14 protein-coding genes are annotated in these 22,979 nt (G+C 61.0%); 8 read left to right on the top strand and 6 right to left on the bottom strand.

Going from position 1 to position 22,979, the window contains the following annotated elements; genetic code table 11:
• Positions 1 to 10: 10 nt before the first annotated feature.
• From NCS28_RS30385 to NCS28_RS30395, 3 genes are all read right to left on the bottom strand, one after another.
• Positions 11 to 2,053, bottom strand: coding sequence for a TonB-dependent receptor (locus NCS28_RS30385; RefSeq protein WP_250517495.1), 2,043 nt, complete (start codon positions 2,051 to 2,053; stop codon positions 11 to 13).
• 1,436 nt (positions 2,054 to 3,489) lie between these two features.
• Positions 3,490 to 4,467: a ParB/RepB/Spo0J family partition protein gene (locus tag NCS28_RS30390; RefSeq protein WP_250517496.1), complete on the bottom strand. Its 978-nt coding sequence runs from the start codon at positions 4,465 to 4,467 to the stop codon at positions 3,490 to 3,492.
• Positions 4,464 to 5,675 (bottom strand): AAA family ATPase, encoded by a 1,212-nt coding sequence (locus NCS28_RS30395; protein WP_250517497.1) that lies wholly within the window; start codon positions 5,673 to 5,675, stop codon positions 4,464 to 4,466. Before NCS28_RS30395 ends, NCS28_RS30390 begins: the two co-directional genes overlap by 4 nt.
• Before the next feature lie 643 nt (positions 5,676 to 6,318).
• Between NCS28_RS30395 and NCS28_RS30400 the strand changes: the two genes are divergently transcribed.
• Positions 6,319 to 7,725: a replication initiation protein gene (locus tag NCS28_RS30400; protein WP_250517498.1), complete on the top strand. Its 1,407-nt coding sequence runs from the start codon at positions 6,319 to 6,321 to the stop codon at positions 7,723 to 7,725.
• A 44-nt stretch (positions 7,726 to 7,769) separates the two neighbouring features.
• On the opposite strand, the gene NCS28_RS30405 is transcribed toward NCS28_RS30400, so the two are convergent.
• Complete coding sequence (locus NCS28_RS30405; protein WP_250517575.1) at positions 7,770 to 8,978, bottom strand: YbfB/YjiJ family MFS transporter; 1,209 nt, start codon at positions 8,976 to 8,978, stop codon at positions 7,770 to 7,772.
• 505 nt (positions 8,979 to 9,483) lie between these two features.
• Here NCS28_RS30405 and NCS28_RS30410 point away from each other — a divergent pair.
• The gene (locus tag NCS28_RS30410) at positions 9,484 to 11,598 is read left to right on the top strand and encodes a phosphocholine-specific phospholipase C (RefSeq protein ID WP_250517499.1); all 2,115 of its coding nucleotides are present in this window, start codon (positions 9,484 to 9,486) and stop codon (positions 11,596 to 11,598) included.
• 325 nt (positions 11,599 to 11,923) lie between these two features.
• Complete coding sequence (locus NCS28_RS30415; RefSeq protein WP_250517500.1) at positions 11,924 to 12,370, top strand: NUDIX domain-containing protein; 447 nt, start codon at positions 11,924 to 11,926, stop codon at positions 12,368 to 12,370.
• A gap of 341 nt (positions 12,371 to 12,711) precedes the next feature.
• Here NCS28_RS30415 and NCS28_RS30420 read toward each other — a convergent pair whose 3' ends face one another.
• A complete protein-coding gene (locus tag NCS28_RS30420) occupies positions 12,712 to 12,918 on the bottom strand; it encodes a hypothetical protein (protein ID WP_250517501.1) in 207 nt (68 codons plus the stop codon).
• Between the two features lie 184 nt (positions 12,919 to 13,102).
• Between NCS28_RS30420 and NCS28_RS30425 the strand changes: the two genes are divergently transcribed.
• The 4 genes from NCS28_RS30425 to asnB all read left to right on the top strand — a co-directional run bounded on the left by NCS28_RS30425 (position 13,103) and on the right by asnB (position 18,433).
• A complete protein-coding gene (locus NCS28_RS30425) occupies positions 13,103 to 13,291 on the top strand; it encodes a hypothetical protein (RefSeq protein ID WP_250517502.1) in 189 nt (62 codons plus the stop codon).
• Between the two features lie 329 nt (positions 13,292 to 13,620).
• Positions 13,621 to 14,961, top strand: coding sequence for a glucosamine inositolphosphorylceramide transferase family protein (locus NCS28_RS30430; RefSeq protein ID WP_250517503.1), 1,341 nt, complete (start codon positions 13,621 to 13,623; stop codon positions 14,959 to 14,961).
• Positions 14,962 to 15,231: 270 nt separating this feature from the next.
• Complete coding sequence (locus NCS28_RS30435; protein WP_250517504.1) at positions 15,232 to 16,365, top strand: glycosyltransferase family 4 protein; 1,134 nt, start codon at positions 15,232 to 15,234, stop codon at positions 16,363 to 16,365.
• A gap of 46 nt (positions 16,366 to 16,411) precedes the next feature.
• Positions 16,412 to 18,433 carry an asparagine synthase (glutamine-hydrolyzing) gene (gene asnB / locus NCS28_RS30440; protein WP_250517505.1) on the top strand — a complete coding sequence of 674 codons (2,022 nt, stop codon included), beginning with the start codon at positions 16,412 to 16,414 and terminating at the stop codon, positions 18,431 to 18,433.
• A gap of 302 nt (positions 18,434 to 18,735) precedes the next feature.
• Here the strand turns inward: asnB and NCS28_RS30445 are convergent, their stop codons facing one another.
• On the bottom strand, positions 18,736 to 19,866 hold the full coding sequence (locus NCS28_RS30445; protein ID WP_250517506.1) for an MraY family glycosyltransferase: 1,131 nt from the start codon (positions 19,864 to 19,866) through the stop codon (positions 18,736 to 18,738).
• A 781-nt stretch (positions 19,867 to 20,647) separates the two neighbouring features.
• Between NCS28_RS30445 and NCS28_RS30450 the strand changes: the two genes are divergently transcribed.
• Positions 20,648 to 22,888: a polysaccharide biosynthesis tyrosine autokinase gene (locus tag NCS28_RS30450; RefSeq protein WP_250517507.1), complete on the top strand. Its 2,241-nt coding sequence runs from the start codon at positions 20,648 to 20,650 to the stop codon at positions 22,886 to 22,888.
• The last annotated feature ends 91 nt before the right edge of the window (positions 22,889 to 22,979 follow it).

The following is a 22,979-nucleotide window of genomic DNA, read 5'->3' on the forward strand; positions in this document are numbered from 1 at the left end:
GCGTTCACCGTCAGAAAGCGGTACGTAAGCCGATCATCACGCTGCGGCCGCCTTCGGGCGCGATGTCCCGCACGACGGAGCTTGCATAACGCACTTCCTGATTCGTCAGGTTTTGGCCGCGCACGTAGGCGAGCCAGTTGGTCGAGCCGAAGCGAAACTTGTACGTCAGGATGACGCCGAGCGTGGTGTAACTGCCCGTCGGCAGATCGTTGTCGGGCACGCGATGCTGCGCCCACGCGTGAACCAGCTCGGTTCGTGCGCCGTAAGGTCCGTAGGCGTAGTCGAGCGCGAGCGTCGCGCGCAATGGTGAGATGCGCGGCAGCGCTTCGCCGGTATCGAGATTGCGCGCATGCGTGTAGTCCGCGACGAACTCGACGTCGAGACGCTGCGCGCCCTTGTCGAAGACACGCCACGTGCCGTCCAGTTCCACGCCATAGAACTCCGCGCGCACGCCGCGATAGACGGCTTCGTTGAGCGCATCGTCGGTGCCGGGCGCGACGGGTGCGTCGTCATCGTCGACGAGGCGGCCGGTATTGAACTCGGTAAGATAGTTGCGAAAGCGGCTGTAGAACACGCCCGCGCTCGCCTTGTTCGGGCCGCTCGCAAAGCGCAGCGACAGGTCGGTCGATATCGCCTTTTCCTTCTGCGCGTCTGGATTACCAATCAGATATTGGCCAGTGGCATCGTGCGGGCCGTTTGAATAGAGCTCGTAGTACGTGGGCGCGCGCTCCGTGTACGCGACGTTGCCGACCACGCTCCAGACCGGATTCAGCTTGAAGAGCGCGCCGGCGGAGACGCTGCCCGCGTTGAAATCGCGCTTCGGCGAGCCGGCAAACTTTTCGTTGCCGCCCGAAGTCGGGTCGATGTTCACATGCTCGTAGCGCGCGCCGATGCTCAACTTGAGCGCGTCGGTGACGGACCACTCTTCGAGACCAAAAAGCGCCGCGTTGGTCGTTTGCGACGTGGGTACGAGCGCTTCGTCGCCGAGCGCCGAGAACGTGTTCTGGCTCAGTTGCACGCCGATCGCGCCGTCGAACGCGCCGATCTTCTTGTGCCGCGCCTCGATGCGCGCTTCGTAGCCGTGGTTGCGGAAGGTCGTGCCGGTCTCGCCGTCGTCGATTTCCTTGTGTTCGTAATCGGTGTAGGCGAAGTTGAACTTCAACTGGCTGAACGGGCCTTGCAGATTGCGTATCTCCGATGCCGCCGCAATGTGGTCCTGGTGCATGCGCAGACGCACGTCGTCCTCGGCGACCGAACCGTAGTTCGCCTCGTAACCGTTGTAGCTGATGCCCGCGTAGCCGTCCGCCCACGTGTAGGACGAACCGACGGCGCCGCCGTGCCAGCGGCCGTCGCTGTTCGGGATGCTGCCGTAGGGCTGTGGGACATCGGGGCCGTCGAGCGCGCGCTGGCGATCGGAATGCGCGAAGCCGGGAATGCGTTCGTTGCTCGTTTCGCGATCGAAGGCATCGACGTGGAACGCGAAGCGGCCGTTGCCGCCCTCGACTTGCGCCGCGCCTGCACGGGCATCGTTAGCGCCGCCGTAGCTGGCATCGACCTGGCCCGATACGCCTTCGATCGATTCGCGCGGAATGCGATTGTCGATGGTGTTCACTACCCCGCCGATCGCGTTGCCGCCGTAGAGCAAGGCGGCCGGGCCGCGGACGATTTCCACGCGTTCCACGGACAAGGTCTCTTGTGGCACGGCGTGATCGTAGGACAGCGAGGACGCGTCGAAAGCTGCCACGCCGTTTTGAAGCAGGCGAATACGGTCGCCGTCCATGCCGCGAATGATCGGTCGGCCGACCATCGGGCCGTAGGTCGTCGTGGAAACGCCGGGGAGACCGTTGAGGGTTTCGCCAAGGGAGTCGGCGCGTCGCAGAGTCAGCGCGGTTCCGTCCAGGGCGCTTGTTGGGGATACCAATGCGGCGGAGCCGAGCGGGTTCGCGGTGATGAAGATCGGTTGGATTGAGGTGTCTTCGACCGTGTTTGATTGGGCACGGGCCACGGTTGTCAGCAGCAGCGCGGTCCAAGGGACGAGAATGGGGGCGCGCATGGTTAGGGGTGGTTTGGGTCTGGTCACGTTGAGGTTTTGTGTAATGTTATAACGTTGCAATACCGGATCGAATAAGCACGGCCATCTTCCGCCATGCAATACGCGACGCGATGATATAACGTATCAATCATCGGCGCTAGGCATGCATGAATTTATAAAGACTGGCCCGCTTGGAAGTCGACACAACATCTGTATTGTTTAATACAACTTTTTATCCGGGGTACGGTTGGCGGCGTACGCCTTGAGGGTCGCTGAGGAACCGGCGACGTCACGCCTGCCGCCGCCGGCCTTTTCGTGAAACAAGCTGTGCAAACAGGCCTAACTTATTGAAAATAAATGGTTTGTTTGTTGAACTCGGGAATTTCGCCTGTTTCACGGGTTGCAAGCAGCGTCTGCCTCGCCTTCTCGAGTCATCGGACTTCGACTATTGATTTCGTGCACCGCGACCGCAGAGGCCGGTGACCACAGCCTTGCTAAGATTTCCGGGCAGGCTTATCGCGACGCTGGACTTTGCTGAAAGGAGACGGGGGGCACCGTTGCAGAGCGTAATTCGAGCGTGGGCGCGGGACAGCGAATTACTTCGGACGTGAGCCTGGGCGCAAGCGCGCCAGCGTTTTTATGCGACGTCGCAACGGCGGCACGATGGCCGGATCCGTATCGGCCTGTGAAATGAAATGATGTTCAGCCCCGCAATTTCGCCCCGGGAAGCAGGGAGGTGTCTTACCGCCTCGGAAGTTCGTGCTCCCTTTCAACGCGGTTCCTGTTCACCTTTACTGACTCATTTCATCCGACTGTGGACGGTTAAGCCGGTCGCTATCCTTTATTTCATACTGGTCGAGCGCCTGTACGGGAACGACTCCTTCCTATTAGCCGCCCAAGTTCGCATCGTGCTGGGTTTTCTTTCAAGCGAGTCTGGGAGGCGGCTTCAGATATCGAGGACGGCATTACATTGATTCATCGCCGGATTGGAAAGGTGCGAATGCTGCATCCTTCGCTGTCGCGTCAACGGTCGAAAGGCGACCGCCGCTAGCACTTCAAGCTGCCTTGGCCCGCCGCCGCGCGGCAGTTAAGACGTCCACTTCCCGCGCCATTTTGATCACGTCATTGGTGGATCAAGCATCAAATGGTGTGGCGCCGCCGTCTGCGAGAAGTTGGCAGCTGACGCTTGAAACACTCTTACTTCCGAACCGAGACAATAGGCCTTCAATTGTTTGATGTGAATCTCCTCTAGCCCTCACCAAAATCAAAGTGTCCGAATTCGGACAGTGCACGGGCAGAGACTTCAACCCCGAACATAGCGACACCGAACGTCTTTCAGTGCGCTAGTTTCTGTCCGAATTCGGACACTGTACTCAGCGACCGAGCTCCAGTACGGCCGCCAAACGCAGTCACGCGGTCGGCAATAAAAAACCCGCCGAAGCGGGTTGTTTGCGCTGTCACTCAGACCGTATCGAGAACATCTTCCCGATGTGGTCCCTCAGCTGATTTTCCTGCTCCTCCGTCATCACGCCCGCTTTGAATTTAAATGTAAGTCCCTTTACATCCTTCGTGATACTCCCCGCCTGGACCTTTCCTGCAAATATCTTCAGAATACTTCGTCCACCCGCATCCGTTGCAGACTCGCCTCGACTCGCCTGCGCGCTCAAACTTGCCGCGACCTTCGTTTGCACCAAGTCGCCCGAAAGCACCTGCGGCCACAATTCCTGAAGCGCCTTGAGTCCCTGCTCGCCAGACTTCTTCAATGCATTGACGATGTCCTGCGCCGACGACGCTCCAAGCACTGATGGATTCAAATCCAAATCCCGCTTAACGAAGTCCGGCAGTGAATCGTAAGCAAGAAATCGATAGAGATCACTCCGGGTAATGCCCATCGCTTCCGCAAGCCGCGTCCGATTCGGGAACTCCGCCTCCGCCCGACGAATGGCGATCGCGATCTCATAATCAGAGAGATCATCGCGCGTGACGTTTTCCATCAACGCCAATGCCGCCATGTCCTGGTCCGTGCAATCGATCACTACGGCACGAACCGTCGTCTTATTGATAAGCTTGTGCGCACGCCACCGGCGCTCACCCGCAACGAGCTGAAAAGCCTCCCCGATACGTCGAACCGTGACCGCTTGCAGCAATCCAACTTCACCGATCGATCGCGCCAACTCTGAAAGTTTTGCCTCGCTAAACTGACGACGCGGTTGCCACGGATTCGGCACAATGGCGTCAATAGAGATTTCGGTCTCAACGCCTCGCGCCTCGAGTTCTTGAATCCGCAACTGAGCAGCCGCCAACGCACTCGTGATACCCGGCATCGTCTGCGGACCGCGGGTCGTCTTGTCTTTCTTGTTCTCGCCCTTGAAGTCGGCCGGCTTCGGAAGGTTGGCCGTCTTGGCCATGAGTTGCTCTCGAATGTTATTGCTCATGCCGGCTCCTTCCATGATTTAACGAACATATCATCCAGCCATTTGGCGTATTGCATCATGGGTTGCCGCACCCGTTGAAGCGACTTCGCCGTTGAGTGCGTGCTGACAACGTCAAGAGCGGTAGAGAACGAAAGCGCGCCGCCGCTCATTACTGAACTCGCCGGAATCTCGAACGGATCGAGCCAACGACCGTAAGCGCTTTGCGCCCATTGCCTCACGACCGGCGCAGACGATGTCTTCCCATAATCTACCTTCGACAGCAGGATCGAAATGAAGTCGTAGATCTTGTCCTCCTCGTAGGGAAGGAAATCTTCCGCGACGTCGGAGAAGAGTCGCCAGAACGCGAGGGAACTGATGAAGTCCAGGTTCTCGGGAATCATCGGCATGACGAGCGCGTCCGCGGCGAGCAGCGCGTTGAGGTTCATATATGACAGCGACGGCGACGTATCGATCAGAATGTAGTCGTACTGTGATCGCAGTGGCTCCAGTCCCTCACGCAACACCGCCCAAAATCGGTAACCCTGAATCGTTTTTTGACGTGCGGGCAGAAGGAACTCTGCTCCATATAGGAAGGTATGTCCGGGGATGATGTCGAGGCCGTCCCAGTACGTCGACTGCACGCTCGCGCCGAGGCCTCCTTCGACGTTCTGGTCATAGATATACGGCAGCACCGTGTCATCGCCGGTGATTTCTTTCTCGGCGTAAAGACCACACAACTCCGATGCCGAAGCCTGCGGGTCGAGATCGATGAGCAACACTTTGCGGCCGAGAAGCGTCAATGCTTGTGCCAGGCAGACGGTCGTCGTAGTTTTCGCCGAGCCACCTTTCAGTTGAGCGGTCGTCAGGACCTTTCCTCTGAATCCAGTGTTGTCCTCGCCGAGGCGGGTCTGATAAATGTCTGAGGCCATCTTCACCCAAAGCCGCACCTCGGGCAGAGTAAACGTTCGGCTGCGACCGCTTCCGTTGAGGGTTCCCGGAGGCAAACCGCCTTCACCCTTCGTCACCAGATACTGAATCTGCTGCCGGGTGAGATTGCACATTTCAGCGAGCTCGCCGATGGTATAGAAGGGCGCGAGCTTGCGCGGGCGCGGAGCGAGAATTTGCTCCCGAAGGTTGTCCGCAAAGGGTTCGAGGTTATCGGCGAATTCCGCCACTTCGCGAAGGGTAACCTTGCGGTCTTCGATAGGTAGGGTGCCTACGTTTGCCATTCTGCGCTTTCTCCATGTATTGACGCCGAAGCGCAGAATACACGAATACGTGTAAACAAGGTTGTACTGTGCAGAGAATTGACTGTTCGGCCGTGTACGATCCTGCATTTAATTGATTTACAAGCACTTTTCTACGCTCCGTTAGCACCAAGCGCACACGTGCATGCCGGGGAAATAATTCAAACCGATCGCGCCGACCGAAGCTTCCCGATTCCCAGCACAAAAACCACCCCCAGGGCGGTTTTTGTGCACATCTTTTCGTCCGAAATTTATTCGCGTATTCAATCACTTAACCTCCGTATCCCAATTCAGTCCGTAAACTTTCCCAGCCGTTCGTCTTGTTTTTTTGTAAACCTAGACCGACTCACCAACAAACAGGGCAGCTCATTTCCCTTAGAAATCAGTCACAACCCCTGTGGATAGGGACGCTTTTTGTGAAGCGTGAGGCGGTTTTTGTGCTGCATGGTCCGCAAATTGGGCCGCAGAGGGCGGAAATTGTGGCAGTCGGGGCGGAAATTGTGATCGACGTCACCGAACGGGGCGGTTTCTGTGCGGATAAGCTGGCAAGTGACCGGGGTGGTTTTTGTGTTGACACCCCTTTCTCGCCTGATAGAGTGCCGGGGATCGAAGCCGAATCGGAAGCATGGAAAACCAAGACCTCACTGTCACGCCGAAGCAATTGGCGCTGGACATCTACGAAGACATGTCCGCGCAAGGTTCGGCGATCTGCGAATCGACACGGGACATCGGTTTCCTGCGCAACAACATCTTCACGCGGGTCGGCGGTCTGGGCATCGCCGCGCGGCGCGTGCTCGATGCGGCGTATTTCATCGTCGCGACGAAGGCTCCCGAAGAACTCATCGACGACAAGGTCTACACGTTCACGGCCGACATCAACTACTTCAAGTGGCTGATGCGTTACGACAGCCGCAACCATAGTCACCTCATCGCGCAAATGCGATCCGCGGCTCGGGCTCGCGTCGAAATCATGACGGCGCCGTCGATCGAGGAACTCACTGAAAAAGACTCGTGGGGGACCATCAGTCTGCTGGGCGACTGCTACATCGAGCGGAACGTCGTTTGCATTCTGCTTGCGGGACGCGTCATCAAGTATCTAATCAGCCCGTACAAGGCGCATTGGCTGAGCCTGCGGGCATCGACGGCATTTTCGCTTTCGCTTGCCCGGGCGATCTACGACCGTCTCATCCCGTGCGAAGGTCACGGCGTAACGGAGTGGTTCGCGTTCGAAGACGTGCTGGAATGGCCGGGAAAAGTCGGTGAGTCACGCAAGGAAGTGAAGGAATTCAAGAAGCGCTTTCTCGAACCCGCCATCGACCAACTCAACGATGTCTCGGATTTCGATGTCAGCTGGGAGCCCAATGCCGAACGCGTTCCAGCGGAGAAGCTGAAAATCCGTTTTCGCTTCACGAAGAAGCAGGGCGCGGATGCCGCGCGCGCCGGCATTCAGGATTCGATGTACCTCCTGTTGCACAACGAGTTCGCCTTCGATACGCCCGACTTCGAGCGCCTCGCCAAGCGTCGCGATGTCTGGACCGATGAGCGTCTCGAGCAGGCCATCGAATACACGCGTTTCAAGCTCAACGAAGGCAAGGTGACGGTGAGCCCGCGCGGCTATTTGTTCAAGGCGTTGGAGGGGAATTACCGGATCGGCGATGCGGACCGGAAGATGGCGTCGATCAAGGCAAAGCAACTCGAAGGCGAAAAGAAGGACCGCCGTTGCCGCGATACGGCGCAAGCGCATCTCGAAGCCAGCATCCAGGTTCAGAACGACACGGCCAAGGCCAAGATGAGCGAGGAGATCCGCGCGGGCCGCGAGTACTTCGAGTCGGTCGACGCGCCGGCGCGCAAGGAGCTTTGCCACTCGTTCGTGAGCCAGTTGATTCCGCAGCGGCTTATCGAGAAACAGGGCCTGTCACGCGAAAGCGTGAGCGCCGACAATATTCTCACCGTCAATCGCGTGGTCGCCGATGCGTTCTGTTCCCACGTCTACGCAAAGTTGAAAAAGGCGCGCGCGGGCAGCCGGATCTGACGCTCACGGAGCGCTACGGATTTATCTGGAATCCGAACTATCAGTCAACTCAATTCTGAAGGTTGGCTCAATGGTTTCTGACACCCCGCGAGCACCGCGCCCGCCGCCAGCACCAACGCGGAATAAACGAGCCCGCGAGTCAGCCCCGCGCTGTCCGACACCCGCCCGATCACCACTGGCCCGACGATCTGCCCCAGCGCGAACACGATCGTGAATGCGTTGATGCCCGTCGGCCATTGATTCGCTGGCAGATTGTGCCGCACGAACGCCGTCGTCGATGCCACCGCCGACAAGAACGTCGCACCGAACAGCGTCCCGGAAACGAACGCGGCCAAGGGATGCACGAGCATCGCGGGGATGAGCGTCGCCGCGGCGAGCAGCCCGTTGAGGATCGCCAGCGCCTGGCCGCCGCGCATGCGATCGAGCAGCCCGGACCACATCCGCGCCGATACCACCGTCGCCACGCCCAGAAGAATATAGAAGCCGCTCACCACCGCCGCGCTCATGCCCGCATTGCGAAGCAGCGCGACGATGAACGTCATGTAGCCGATATAGCCGATGCCGAAGCATGCATATCCGGCGAGCGCGAGCGCGAAACGCCGCCGTTGCACCGGCGCGCCGGATGCCGCGTACGCGCCCTGACGCGCCGACGAAAGCGGATGCGCCGCTTCGATCCGCCGCGCGGCCCACACCGCCACGCCGGAACACGCGGCGCAGGCCGCCGCGAGCGCGAACCACGCAAAGCGCCAGCCATGCGCAACGGGCAAAACCGCGATCGGAACCAGCAGGGACGAAATCACGATGCCCCAGCCCGTGCCGCCGTAGTAGAGGCCGATCACGAACCCCGCGTCGCGCGGCGACATCGACGCGAGCCGCGCGGCCAGCACGCCACCGCTCACGAAGATGAGGGCGCTGCCGACGCCCGTCGCGACGCGCAGCACGAGCAGGGCGTCCGTATCGGTGGTTGCGCCGCTCGCCGCCATCAGTAAAGCAGTGAGCGCGCAACCGGCGACGAACAGCGTCCGGGACACAACACGCATCGACAATCGGGAAAACGCGAGCGCGCCGAGCAGATAGCCGAACGCGTTCGCCGTATTCATCGCGCCGGCCTGGGCGAAGTTCCACGCGAGATCGAGCCGCATCGGCGGAAGGAGGAGCGCATACGAAAAGCGCGCGAGCCCGAGCGCGATGGCGCTGCCGAGCGACAACGCCACCGCGAGCAAGAGCGCCTGCTTGCGATCGGCGTCATGAATCGTCGTGCGGGAATGGGCCGGGTTGCGTTCGAGAAGGTCTCCGTTTGCATCGTCACGCTGTATCACGCTCTTGTCGTCCTATGGATGGCGATTCGTTTTGTCCATGTCGTCGGCCTGCCGGCCTATGGTATCGCGGAGCGGTCACATTGCTTACACAAGCCGTGGCTAAGCTTCGCTGCGCTGTATCGATCTGCGCGACCCTGCCGGAGAACCCGATGTCGATCGTCTCGTGCCGCTACGTCAGCGTGGCGTGTTTCGCCGTTTGCCTGTGTGCAATCGTTTGCGGTTGCAGCAAGCCGGAAACGGCCAGCGAGCCGCCCTTGGCACCCGCCCGGAGCGCGACGAGTGCAACGAGCGAGCTTCAGGACTGGGCCAAACAGGCCGCAGGAGACGCATCCGATCAAGCCGCGCGACCCGCCATGGCACGGGCCGCGTCGGAGCCGCTCGCCACACCGGTGATTCACACGGTGGACTGACCCTTCCTATCCACTTCCCCGCGAAACGAATGAAAAACAAGAACCGTCGTGATTTTCTGCGCGCGGCCGTCGAGGCCGCAGGCGCGACCGCCGCGCTGAACGTGATGCCGCTCGGCATTCGCCAGGCGCTTGCGATTCCCGCGAACAACCGTCATGGATCGATCGAGGACATCGAGCATATCGTCGTACTGATGCAGGAGAATCGTTCGTTCGATCATTACTTCGGCACCTTGCGAGGCGTGCGCGGCTTCGGCGACAAGAGCGCCGTCACACTGCCCAACGGCAAGCCCGTCTTCAACCAGCCGATCGCGTCCGGCGCGGGCGAAGTGCTGCCGTTTCATCCCGGCGCGTCGAACCTAGGCCTGCAGTTCCTGCAGGATCTGCCGCACGACTGGGTGAGCGGGCAGGGCGCATTTCACGGCGGCCGCTACGATCAGTGGGTACCGTTCAAGGGCACGACGACGATGGCGTATCTGCAACGCGACGACATCCCGTTCCACTATCAGCTCGCCGACGCCTTCACGATCTGCGACGCCTATCACTGCTCGACCAACACATCGACCGATCCGAACCGCTATTACATGTGGACGGGCTACGTCGGCAACGACGGCGCAGGCGGCGGTCCGGTCGTCGACAACGCGGAAGCGGGCTACGGCTGGTCCACGTTTCCCGAGGTGCTCGAACGCGCGGGCGTCTCGTGGAAGATCTATCAGGACATCGGCACCGGACTCGACGCGAAAAACTCGTGGGGCTGGACCGACGACGCGTACATCGGCAATTACGGCGACAACTCGCTGCTCTACTTCACGCAATATCAGAACACGCAGCCGGGCAGCCCGCTGTATGAAAAGGCGCGCCGCGGTACGAACGCGGCCGCGGGCGACGATTACTTCGCGATGCTCAAGCGCGACGTGCAAGCCGGCACGCTGCCGCAGGTCTCGTGGATCGTCGCCCCGGAAGCGTTCTCCGAGCATCCGAACTGGCCCGCGAACTATGGCGCCTGGTATGTCGATCAGGTCTTGCAGGTGCTGACGTCGAACCCGGACGTGTGGAGCAAGACGGCGCTCCTCATCAACTACGACGAAAACGACGGCTTCTTCGACCACGTCGTTCCGCCGTTCCCGCCGACGTCGAGCGCGAACGGCCTTTCGACCGTCGATACGAGCGCCGAAATTTTTCCGGGCAGCGCGAAATACGCGAGCGGCCCCTACGGCCTCGGCGCGCGCGTGCCGATGCTCGTCGTGTCGCCGTGGTCGAAAGGCGGCTGGGTGTGCTCCGAAACCTTCGACCATACGTCGGTGATCCGCTTTATCCAGAAGCGCTTCGGTCGCGCGCACCGCCTCGCTGAGCCGAACATCTCGCCGTGGCGTCAGGCGATCTGCGGCGATCTGACATCCGCGTTCGATTTCCGCAATCCGAACACGGCGATGCCCACGCTGCCCGCCACGAACGGCTATGTTCCGCCCGACAAGCTGCGCCATCCGGACTACGTGCCCGTTCCGCCCGCCGCGCAGGCGATGCCGAAGCAGGAGCCCGGCGTTCGCGCCGCGCGCGCGTTGCCCTACGAACTGTTCGTGCGAACGCGCGCGGATGCGTCGAAGGACGCGGTGTCGTTCGATTTCGTCAACACGGGCAGTGCGGGCGCCGTCTTTCTGCTTTATCGCAACGAGAGCGCCGACGCGTTGCGCACCTACACGGTCGAAGCGCGCAAGCGTCTCACCGATCGCGTCGCGGCGAATCCGGACGGCAGCTTCGATTTCGTCGTCCACGGACCGAACGGCTTTCTCCGGCGGATCGCGGGGAAAGCGGGCGCGCCGTCGCACGGATGGTGGACGAGCGAGCAGGCCGCCCCGGAAGTCGCGGAAGGTTACGACGTCGCCAACGGCAATCTGCAACTGCGGCTCGCGAATCGCGGAACGGCCGCGTGCACCTTCAGCGTGACCAACGCCTACGATCCGTCGAAGACGATCACGCGGCGCGTGCGGGGCGGCGACACCGAGCAGGTCTACCTCGATCTGCGCGACGCGCACGGCTGGTACGACGTCGAAATCAAGGTCGACACCGATCGTGCGTTCTTGCGGCGCCTTGCGGGTCACGTCGAGACCGGGCGCGATAGCGTGAGCGATCCCGCGCTCGGCGCCTGACCTTCCTACCGCAGTAAGCATCGCCGGCCGCGCGCTCGGACTCGCGCGCGGCCGCGCATCGGACGCACCTTTCAACCGCCATTCGCCCGACCGACGGAACCCGGCATCCCCCGCTTACAGACGATTTTTCCGATCGTGCCTGGTCGCGCAGCGCACATACGTGGGCCATCACGCATTGCGAAGCGCTTCGAAGCCTGTGAAGATCGAACGTGCACACCAGTTCAAGCTTTAGATCGGGGCGACGGTGAAATCAAAATGGCACGCCGCGCGTCGTATCGCACCATCAAATCCAACAACGAATTGGGGTGCATCACGGAGACGGGGAATGAGAGAACGCGCAACTGTGCTGCTGGTTCGTCACCAGTCAGTGCTGCTGGTCCGGGAGCGTGGCGGACCGTGGCTGCTGCCGGGTGGAGCGGTGGCATTCGACGAATTGACGATTGTCGCGGCGATCCGAGCGCTGCACGAAGACACCGGGGTGCAGGCGAGCGCCGCCGCTTTTCTGTTTCAGCAGGTATCGGCGCATCATCTGCATCATGTGTTTCGCATTGCGATACCCGACGACGTGCATCTGCGGCCGAAAGCCGACGCCAGATTTCATGAGCTGTTATGGGTCGAGGCGCACCAGCTCGCGCACGTCAGCGCCACGCCGGGCACCCGGGCGATCCTGACGCGCGCGATGGGCGTCGGCCGGGGGTCCGCGAGGCAAGCGTGGAGCAACGGTGGCGTGGAACCGGAAGTTACCGCCAGTTTTATCCGGCGCGGCCGCTGACCGGAATCGGTTTCCTTTCGACTGGCGAATCGTTTCTTGTCTGCGCAAACGGCGCGGGCGCATCTTTCGCCGCAAAATGAATACTTTTTCGGCGAAGTTACGCCTATGCTTCCGTTGGAGCGGCTGCGGGCGTTCGTGCGTTTATCGCCGTGCGCCCGCGAGAGCCTTGGCAACGGAAGCACTCGCCCGTGAGTGGCGGAGGAAACCATGAAGCTCGTCAGCATCTTCGCCGGGACCGTCGGATTCGTGGCCGTAGTCGGCCTTTCCTTGTTGGCCGTAGCGGACATTCTCTTGACGCCATCCGACAAAGCCGCTTAGAAAGAACGCCGGTTAATCTTCGGTCAAATAGTCTGGCGACTGTCGAAGAAACGTCGAATATCTTTGAAGGCGTTTGAATGGCGAAATACTGTCTTTCGAAAAACCGGGCCGCAGTAATTAATGCGCGGCGCATCGAAGTCGATTAATCGGAGGGCGCAACGCTGCCGGGCGTCGCACGCGATGGCCCATGCGCCTTGCAGCGCCGGTCCGCCGAACAGAAGCGCTTTCACCCATTTGTTCAGGGATTTGCGCGCGTCGGATACGTCCCAAAATCCTGTGTACAGGTCGTGTGCCGGAAATCGGCAGATTGCCCATGTGATATAATCACCGATAAATCAAAGTTCATTCGGTCAAAACTTTCAGTCGTGGGTTTTATCAAATGCTTGATTCAACGCGGATGAGCGCGGAGGGAGCATGTCAGTAGTCGGTGTTATAGGCGCAATTGTTTTTTTCGCAATAATCGGCCTTGCATTGCTGGCCGTGATCGAAATTATCTTTTCGCCTTTCTCCAGGCATAAGGCAGATGAAATGAGCAAGCCGGGACACAAGCGGCCAACGTGGTATCGTCGGCGCGAAGTCGCCGTGCGCCGCGATGAGCGTTGATCCGCGAAGCATTCTCCTGTCCAGCCAACAAGTTAGGATTCCATCCCGTCACCGGCGACGCGGCCGCCTCCAGCCTGCGCATCGTCTCGTGGCGTCTCCTTTTCGGCACCATCGTTCAAATTCCGCGCATTAATTAGCTCTCGCAACTGTGCGATAGCGCACCGCACGCGCTTTCCCCAGACTCTAGTCTTTCTTCGCCGGCATTCGCATGAAATGGACTGTTCATGATTTCAAAGCGCCGGACCACAACTATATAAAGACAGTTAAGCGTTTAGCTAAAGACGGGCATTCGGTCGACTGGCGAATCGCTGCTGTCTGAGGGAAAAGAAATGGCGCAACCCGCATATCCTTCCGTGCTTGAATGGTGGACGCGCGTCGAAAAGCGGCTCTACGGTGACTCCGACGAGACACCGCGAACTCGCTTGCCTGCGCGTGCACCAATCGTCGTCTTGTACGACGGCAGCGAGAACATCGAGGCGCTATGGAAAGCGCTGCTCCAGTGCCGAACGCCGCATATCCAAGCCGTGTGGAAGTCGCCCGAATCGGACGAAATGCGTCTGCTCGCGGAGTCGTATGTCGCGATACCCGAGAAGCTCTTCTTCCTGAAGTCGCTGCAGACGAGCCTGCGGCGGGTCGCCGTTCTTGTCGAGCGGGCGCAGAAGCGTCTGGAGTCCGCCACGTCGCCGCGTGACTTTCCGCTCGTCAAGGCGAAGGCGCAGCCGGCTCGTCTGTCGGCTTTCACGTCGACGTGCTTCGCGTTGCGGCATCTCGGCCGCAAGGTGCTGAATCAGCCCCTCAAGCTGCTGGTTCAGCGCGGACACTGGGTGCTGGCCTATCGTCGCGCGGGCGCGGAGAACAGTGTCGACGGCGACGAAAGCCGCAATTGGGTCACGCTTCCGGGCATGACGTCGCAGTTTCACGCCGACCCGTTTCTCTGGCGCGGCAAGAACGGCGACTATCACCTGTTCTTCGAGAGCCTTCCGTACGAAACGAACCGCGGGACGATCAGCCATATCGCGTTCGATCCCGTCAAGCAGACATGGCAGGAGACGCCGCGCGTCGTGCTCGACAAGAGCTATCACCTGTCCTATCCGTTTCTCTTCGAGCATGAAGGCGAGGTCTTCATGATTCCGGAGACGTGCGGCAATCGTACGATCGAAATGTATCGGGCCGCTTCGTTCCCGACCGACTGGGTGCTGCACAAGGTGATCATGCGCGATGTCGTCGCGGCCGATACGACGCTCCATCACGACGGCAAGACGTGGTGGATGTTCACGAGCATGACGGAAGACGGCGGATCGAACTGGGACGAACTGTCGATCTTCTACTCGGATAGCCCGTTCGGCGAATGGACCGCGCATCCGATGAACCCGGTCGTCTCCGACTGCCGTCTCGCGCGCATGGCGGGCAACCTGTTCAAGGACGGGCAGAACCGTCTGATTCGCCCCGCGCAGAATTGCGAGCGCGAATACGGCGCCGCGCTGACGTTCCGCGAGATCACCGAGCTCACGACGACGACGTACGCCGAGCGGACCGTTTCGATTCGCACGCCGCCGCGCGGCCATCAAGGGCTACACACGTGGAATGCGGTCGGCGAGATCACGGTCATCGATCTGAAGACGCAACTGCGCAAGTGGAATCCGTGGCGCGGCCCGATGAGACGCGCATGACGCGAGAGGCGCCCGCCGTCGGGCGCGCGCGGGCAAGAGAACCGGCGTGTGGCGCGTCGCACAGTGCGTGCCATCGCGCCGGCTTACATTGATGACTCATCGGAGACTGGAAGCCGCATCGGGCGATGTCTTGCGCGCGCGTTACACAGGTCATCCGGCGAGGCGGCCCATCGCCATAAAACACACCCGTCAGCACCAGCATCTCCGTCAGCGGCGCGCGCGTCGGTTGCCTGGGGACGGGCCCATCGTAGAAAAACGGCAGCCGGGACCATGAAGCTTCTCCATGTCATCGTTGCGCTCAATGCGGACGGCGCTGAACGCATGCTTCAGCGCCTCATCGAGTCGCACATCGAAGATCCGCGGTTTCGTCACGTCGTCTGCTCGCTCACGACGACCGGCAAGGTCGGCGAAGAGCTTGCCGCGCGCGGCATCGACGTGCATAGCCTCGGCATGCGCTCGCCGCTCGGCTTTCCGCGCGCGCTGTGGCACCTCGTGAAACTGATTCGCAAAGAGCGCCCCGACATCATTCAGACGTGGATGTATCACGCCGACTTTCTCGGTGGACTCGCGGGACGGCTCGCGGCGCACAAACGCATCGTCTGGGGCGTGCGCACCACCGACGTCAGGTCGGGCGGCTCGCGCGTGACCGTGCTGTTGCGCAAGGTCTGCGCGTGGCTGTCGTACTCCGTGCCGCAGGCGATCGTGTGCGCGGCCGAGGCATCGCGCCGGGCGCATGTGTCGGTCGGCTATGACGCGAGCCGCATGATGGTCGTGCCGAACGGATTCGATGTCGCACGACTTGCCGCCACGCCCGAGCAGCGCGCCGCGATCCGTCAGCAATGCGGATTCGACGACAGTGCGGTCGTCGTCGGCATTCTGGGCCGCTTTCATCCGGTGAAGGATCACCAGAATTTCGTGCGCGCGGCGGGCATCCTCGCCGCGCGTCATCCCGGCGTGCGCTTCATGATGGTCGGCCGCGATCTCGACGCGAACAATCGCGAGCTCGCCGACTGGATCGCGCAGACGGGATTCGCGTCGCGCTTCGTGCTGCTCGGCGAGCGGCGCGACGTGCCCGCGTGTTTGTCGGCGATGGACGTGTTTTGCCTCTCGTCGCGCACGGAGGGCTTCCCGAACGTGGTCGGCGAGGCGATGGCGATGGCGCTGCCATGCGTCGTCACCGATGTCGGCGATGCAGCCATGCTCGTGGCCAACACGGGCGTGGTCGTCGCGAAGGAAAACACGGACGCGCTCGCGGCCGGACTGTCGCGCGTCGTCGACATGACGCCCGACGAACGCATCCGTCTCGGCCAGATGGCCAAAGCGCGCATCCACGCCGAATTCACGATGATGCGCGCGCGCGAGCGTTTCGAAGATATCTACCTGCGGCTCGTCGAAGAAAAGTGAGCATCGCATAAGCGTGGCCTCTGGCCGCAACTGAAGGAGAACGAACATGTGCGGTATCGTCGGCTTTCTGGGTGGTCGCGGCATCGGGCCGGGCGACTCGAAGACAACGGTTCGGAAGATGGCGCTTGCCATCGCCTATCGCGGACCCGACGACGCGGGCGACTGGACCGATGATCTGCGGGGCATCGCGCTCGGTCATCGCCGGCTGGCGATTCTGGATCTCTCGGCGGCGGGGCATCAGCCGATGTCGTCGGGCAGCGGCCGTTATGTCATCGTCTTCAACGGCGAAATCTATAACCATCTCGATCTGCGCGAGGAACTGGAAGACACGCAACGCGCGCCGGTCTGGAGGGGTAGTTCGGATACCGAAACGTTGATGGCCGGTTTCGATGCGTGGGGCATTCAGGCCACCATCGAGCGCGCCGTCGGCATGTTCGCGTTCGCCGTGTGGGACCGGCAGGAATGCCAGCTCACGCTCGCGCGCGACCGGATCGGCGAAAAGCCCCTCTATTACGGATGGCAGGGACAGGGCGAAGAAGCCGCATTCGTGTTCGGCTCCGAGCTCAAGGGACTGCGCGAGCATCCCGCGTTCGAGAACAACGTCGATCGCGGCGCGCTGACGCTGCAGATCCGCCACGGCTGCGTGCCCGCGCCGTATTCCATCTTCGAGGGTATCTATAAGCTCGAACCGGGCAAGATGCTCACCGTGTCGCTCGAACGGCGCGAGCCGCGCATCTGGGCCTACTGGCTCGCCGTCGAGGCGGCCGTCAACGGCGCAGCGCGCGGCTTTGCGGGCAGTGCCGAGGACGCGGTCGATGAACTGGAGCACTTGCTCAGCGATGCGATCCGCCAGCAGATGCTTTCCGACGTGCCGCTCGGCGCGTTTCTTTCGGGCGGCGTGGATTCGTCGACCATCGTCGCGTTGATGCAGAAGCAGTCGTCGCGTCCGGTGAAGACGTTCACGATCGGCTTCAACGAAAGCGACTTCGATGAAGCGAAGCTCGCGAAGGCCGTCTCGGCGCATCTCGGCACCGACCATACGGAGCTGTACGTGACGGCGCGCGAGGCGCTCGACGTCATCCCGCGTCTGCCCGAACTCTACGACGAACCGTTCGCCGATTCGTCGCAGATACCGACGTTCCTCGTTTCGCAACTCGCCAGGCAGCACGTCACGGTCTCGCTGTCCGGCGATGCCGGCGACGAGCTCTTCTGCGGCTATCAGCGTTACCGGACCGCGCCGGACATGTGGGACAAGATGACGGTGTTGCCGGCGTCGTTGCGCAAGTTGGCGGCATCCGGCATCGTCGGGATTTCGCCGAAGCGCTGGAACAGCATGGCGGGGCTCATGGAGCCGATTCTGCCGTCGTCGTTGCGCGGCGTGAAAGTCGGCGACAAGCTGCACAAGGGCGCGCAACTGCTGTCGTGCCAGTCGCGTGACGAGGTTTATCTGCACATGATGTCGCAGTGGAACGACCCGGCCGCGCTCGTGATCGGCGGTCATCAGCCGCCTACGCTGATGACCGGCAACGCGCCCGCTTTCACCGGCCTCGACGACGTGCAGCGCATGATGGCCCTCGACATGATCACCTATCTGCCCGACGACATTCTCACGAAGGTCGATCGCGCCGCGATGGGCGTATCGCTCGAAACGCGCGTGCCGTTCCTCGACCATCGCGTCGTGGAGTTTGCATGGCGACTGCCGCAATCGATGAAGGTGCGCGACGGGCAAACCAAGTGGGCGCTGCGCCAGGTGCTGTATCGCCATGTGCCGAGCGCGATGATCGAGCGGCCCAAGCAAGGCTTCGGCGTGCCGATCACGCACTGGCTGCGCGGCGAGCTGCGCGACTGGGCCGAGGCGCTGCTCGATGCATCGCGGCTGCGTCGCGAGGGCTTCTTCGATGCCGACATGGTGCGGGCGAAATGGCAGCAGCATTTGTCGGGCGAGCAGAACTGGCATCGTCAGTTGTGGAACGTGCTGATGTTCCAGCAATGGCTCGAGCATCAAAACGCTTCGTCGATTCCGCTGTTCACGTCGCGTACGTCGGATCTTGCGGGCGTGGCGGGCTGATATCGCTCACAGCGGGGCGGCGCGACGAAAAGGCCTTGGTCTACGGACCACGGCCTTTTTTCTTGCGCGCGGGCTTTTCTGCGAGCGACGCGCCCGGTTCATGTCGGGCGAAGCGGGGCAGAGCGCGATGACGGTGCCGCCAAAGCCATCGGGTCCTGTCGGATGATCAACAACCGCAAGCGTCTGCGATCGACGCCCTGCTAACCTCAGCATCGCCAAAACCAAAAGGCCCCGGTCGATGTGACCAGGGCCCCTTTGTCTTCCTGCCAATCACCGGCGCGCATCGTACCGGAATCGCATGGTTACTTGTGATGCGTCGTCTGCTCGGTCACGGCACTCGGAACGACGGGCTGTCTGCTGCCCACCAGCCAGCGCGGCGTCTTGAACCGAACGATCGCGGTGTACAGCCAGACATACGCGACGGCGAACACGACCGCGGTCACCGCGAGCACCACCGGGTTATGCCAGAAGAGCGACGCCGGCACGATGCCGATCATGCTCAAGACCCACAGATAAGGTGACGTGCGCGCGTTTCTGCGCTGACGCTGACGCGGATCGGAGCCTTTGCGCACGATACGCTTGAAAATCAGCGTATGCAGGTGGATGCCATCGGGTGCGCCGACCGGCCGGCCGCGCACGATTCTGCGGCGATAGATCGAGAACAGCGTTTCGAAGAGTGGATAGATCGCGACGACCATGGCATACCACGCGCAGACATTCGGATGCCGTGCAACCAGCAACACGAGCAGCTCCGCAATGGTGAAGCCGATGAAATAGGCACCGCCGTCACCGAGGAAAATCGACGCTGCCGGATAGTTCCAGATCGCGAAGCCGCCGATCGCGCCGATCATCGTGAGCGCGGTGCTCATCACGAGCAAATCGCCGACTTCATGGGCGACATAACCGATCGAGCCGAAAATCAGAATCGCCACGACCGCGGCGAGCCCGTTAAAACCGTCGATGATATTGACCGCATTGGTGAGCCCCGCGACCGCGAGAACTGTCAGGCCAATCGCGATCGGCGCGACAGAGAGAATCGGATCGACGAGCGGCAGGTCCACGCGGCTGACCACGCCGTTGAGCAGGAACGCGCCCAGGAGCGCCGCCAGCATTGCACTGAGAAGACGCGCACGGACGCTTACACGCTTCGTAAGATCCTCGATGACGCCACTGCCGAACGCGGGCGCCGCGCAAAGCAGCAAAAGCAGGGATTCGTCGCGCGGATTGCCGCCGAATATCGCGGCGATGGGAAACGTCACGCAAGCCGCGACCATCAGTGCGATGCCGCCGACTCTCGGCACCGGATGAGAATGGTTCTTCTGAACCCCGTTCAAATCATGATCCAGGGAGAGCGCCCCGTAGCGCCCCGCGAATCGAACTATAAGTAGCGTCATGCAGAAAGAACTGATGAAGCCAAGCGCAAGGTTTAACATTTTTTTCACTCACGAAGAGGGCGCATCTCTTTTCGAATATCAAAACCCGAAAGCGTATGGTAGGTACAACCCCTGCCATTGTCCACGCATTTATGGCGCTTTAATGTGTGAAACCGAGCCTACCGTGATTATATTGGGACTTCCACTGATTATTCATACAAACCCGATTTTAAAATCCCGTAAAAACACGATTTTCATATAAACGACTTTAAATCCGTTTTAAAAGAATCGTGCGTCGTCGGTGCGCAAGCCCACTTTCGCGCTCATTTGGTTCTCGGGTCGGTACGTTTTGCCGCGGAGCCAGGCGCTGCGGGTCGTCTCTACGGCTAGCATAGGCCGGAAGGGCCCGTGAGGGTAAGCGAAAAAATGTCCGGGAACCGAATCTCGTCTAAACCGGCTTTCTTCATAGAATTAGCAGTTCGATTAAAAGCAATTATATGTGCGGTGCCGCGCATACAACAATAGGCGTTGTGATAATTTCCGATTTGCTCAAATGGCCCGCATACTCAATAAATTCTTAAAAGTGGGTTATAGAACACTCGGTCGCGTTGAAAGGTTCGATAAACAACAAAAATCGTCTGTCGGAATTTCTCTTTTTTTGAGTCGTGTGTTTCAATACGACTGCAATGCCGGGGCGGGATTTTAACGGCTCCGAATGCCGGCCTGAATTAAAGAATAGGGAAATGTTGTTTGCGCCCCTTTGGCGCGCTGCAAATGTTCCGATCCGCATCCGGTGCGCTGTCGCGCGCCGGTCCCATAAGAGCCTGTAACGAGACGTTCTATGAAAGTTAAAAATCAGGCGTCAGCCGTAACGGCCGAGACCGACAAAGAGATCGAGCTCACGTCGATTCTCGAAACGCTGGGCCGTCACTGGAAGATGATCGCGGCGACCGTGGCGGTCGTCTTCAGCATCGGGGTGGTGTACGCGTATTTCTCCGCGCCGATTTATCAGGCCGGCATGCTCGTCAGAGTCGACGACTCGACCGCCGCGCCGCCCACCGACTCACGCGACATGGTGAGAAGCGCCGCGTCGATGTTCGACCAGCGCGCGACGGCCGAAGGCGAAATCCAGGTTATCGGCTCGAAGTTCGTGCTCGGTCCCGTCGTCGATGCACTCAAGCTGTATATCCAGGCCGCGCCGCATCGCTTTCCGCTCATCGGCGGGATGGTCGCGCGCATGAACGACGAAACGTCGACGCCGGGTCTCTTCGGCCGCGGCGGCTATGCATGGGGCGCCGAATCGATCGACGTATCCGCATTCGACGTGCCGAAGAAGTTCGAAGGCAAGGAATACACGCTGCGCTATCTCGGCAACAATCAGTATCAGGTTCGCGGCCCGGGCATCGAAACGGGCGTCGGCGGCCAGGTCGGCACCGTGCAGCGCTTCGACACCGAAGCGGGCCCGATCTCGCTGCTCGTCGGCTTCATTCATGGCGAGAAGGGCGTCGAATTCGATCTCACGCGTAACTCGCGCACGTCGGCTATCGACCGGCTGCAGAACTCGCTGACGATCGCCGAGCAGGGCAACAAGTCGGGCGTGATCAGCACGTCGCTGGAAGGCAAGGACCCGGTGCTCGTGGCTGCGATCATCAACGAACTCTCGCAGATGTACGTTCGGCAAAACGCCGATCGCCGCGGGATCAACGCCGCGAAATCGCTCGAATATCTCGAGCAGCAGTTGCCCGATGCCAAACGTCAGATGGAATCGGCCGAGGACAACTACAACGCGTATCGCAACAGCCGCACGCTGTTCAATCCGGACGAAGAAGGCCGCATCGTGATGCAGCAGGCTTCCCAGGCGGACGCTCAGTTGCTCGACCTGAAGCGTCGCCGTTCGGACCTGGCCGTTCATTTCTCGCCTTCGCATCCGAGCGTGGTGGTGATCGATCAGCAGATCGCGGCGACCGAGAAGTACATCAACGACCTCGCGGCGCGCGTGAAGGCCATGCCGGCGGCTGAGCAGGGCGCGCTTCGCCTGCAACGCGACGTGCGTGTGAGCACCGATGTCTATTCGGCATTGCGCAACAACATAGAAACGATGCGCCTCATCAGGGCCGGCCGCACGCCGACGGTGGAACTGCTCGACCGCGCCGAAGTGCCCGAGCGTCCCGTCAAGCCGGTCAAGGCGCTGGTGCTCGTGATCGCGGCAGGCATCGGGCTTTTCATCGGCATCGTGCTGGCCTTCGCTCGCGACTTCCTGTTCAAGGGCGTGCTCGATCCGCAGGAACTGGAATCGAAGACGGGTCTTTCGGTGTTCGCGACCATTCCGGACAGTGAACGTCAGAAGGAACTCGCGAAGCGTATCGCCGACAAGCGGCCGGAACAACTCGCGCTCGCCTCGCGTTATCCGACAGACCCGGCCGTGGAAGGCCTGCGCATGATGCGCTCGTCCCTGCACTACGCGCTGATGGACGCGCCGAACAATGTCGTGATGCTGGCGGGTCCGCTGCCGGGTATCGGCAAGTCGTTCGTGTCGGCGAATCTGGCGACGCTGCTCGCCGCCGGCGGCAAGCGCGTGCTGCTCGTCGATTGCGACCTGCGCCGCGGCCACCTGAACCAGTACTTCGGCCTGCCGCGCGGCAAGGGGCTCGTGGATATCCTCAACGGCTCCAGCACGCTCGAAGAGACGGTTCATCGCTCGGTGCTGAACAACCTCGACTTCGTGCAGTGCGGCTTCTATCCGCCGGACCCGGCAGAGTTGCTCCTGTCGAACGCGTTCACGGAATCGGTGAGCCGCGCATCGGAGGATTACGACATCGTGCTGCTCGACGCCCCGGCGATCCTGGCGGTGTCGGACACGGCGATCATGGCGCCCGTCGCGGGTTCGATCTTCCTGGTTGCGCGTTACGGGGACACGCGCTCCGGGGAAATCTCGGAGTCCGTGAAGCGGCTCGAACAGTCGGGCGCAAGCGTGACCGGCGTGCTGCTCAACGGCTTCAAGGTGCACTACGGCAACTACGCCCAGGCGCGCCAGTACGGCGGCTACGCCTACGCTGCCTACAAGGCCGACAAGGAAGCCTAGAGGCTGACTCATCCGGCATTCGCTCCTGCTGGACCCCGAATCAAAAAGGTGTACTAACAAACGTCCTGAGTTGTATAACGAGGAGAAGTGA

Origin of the sequence: Caballeronia sp. INDeC2, from assembly GCF_023631325.1 — a bacterium.
Lineage (GTDB): Bacteria > Pseudomonadota > Gammaproteobacteria > Burkholderiales > Burkholderiaceae > Caballeronia.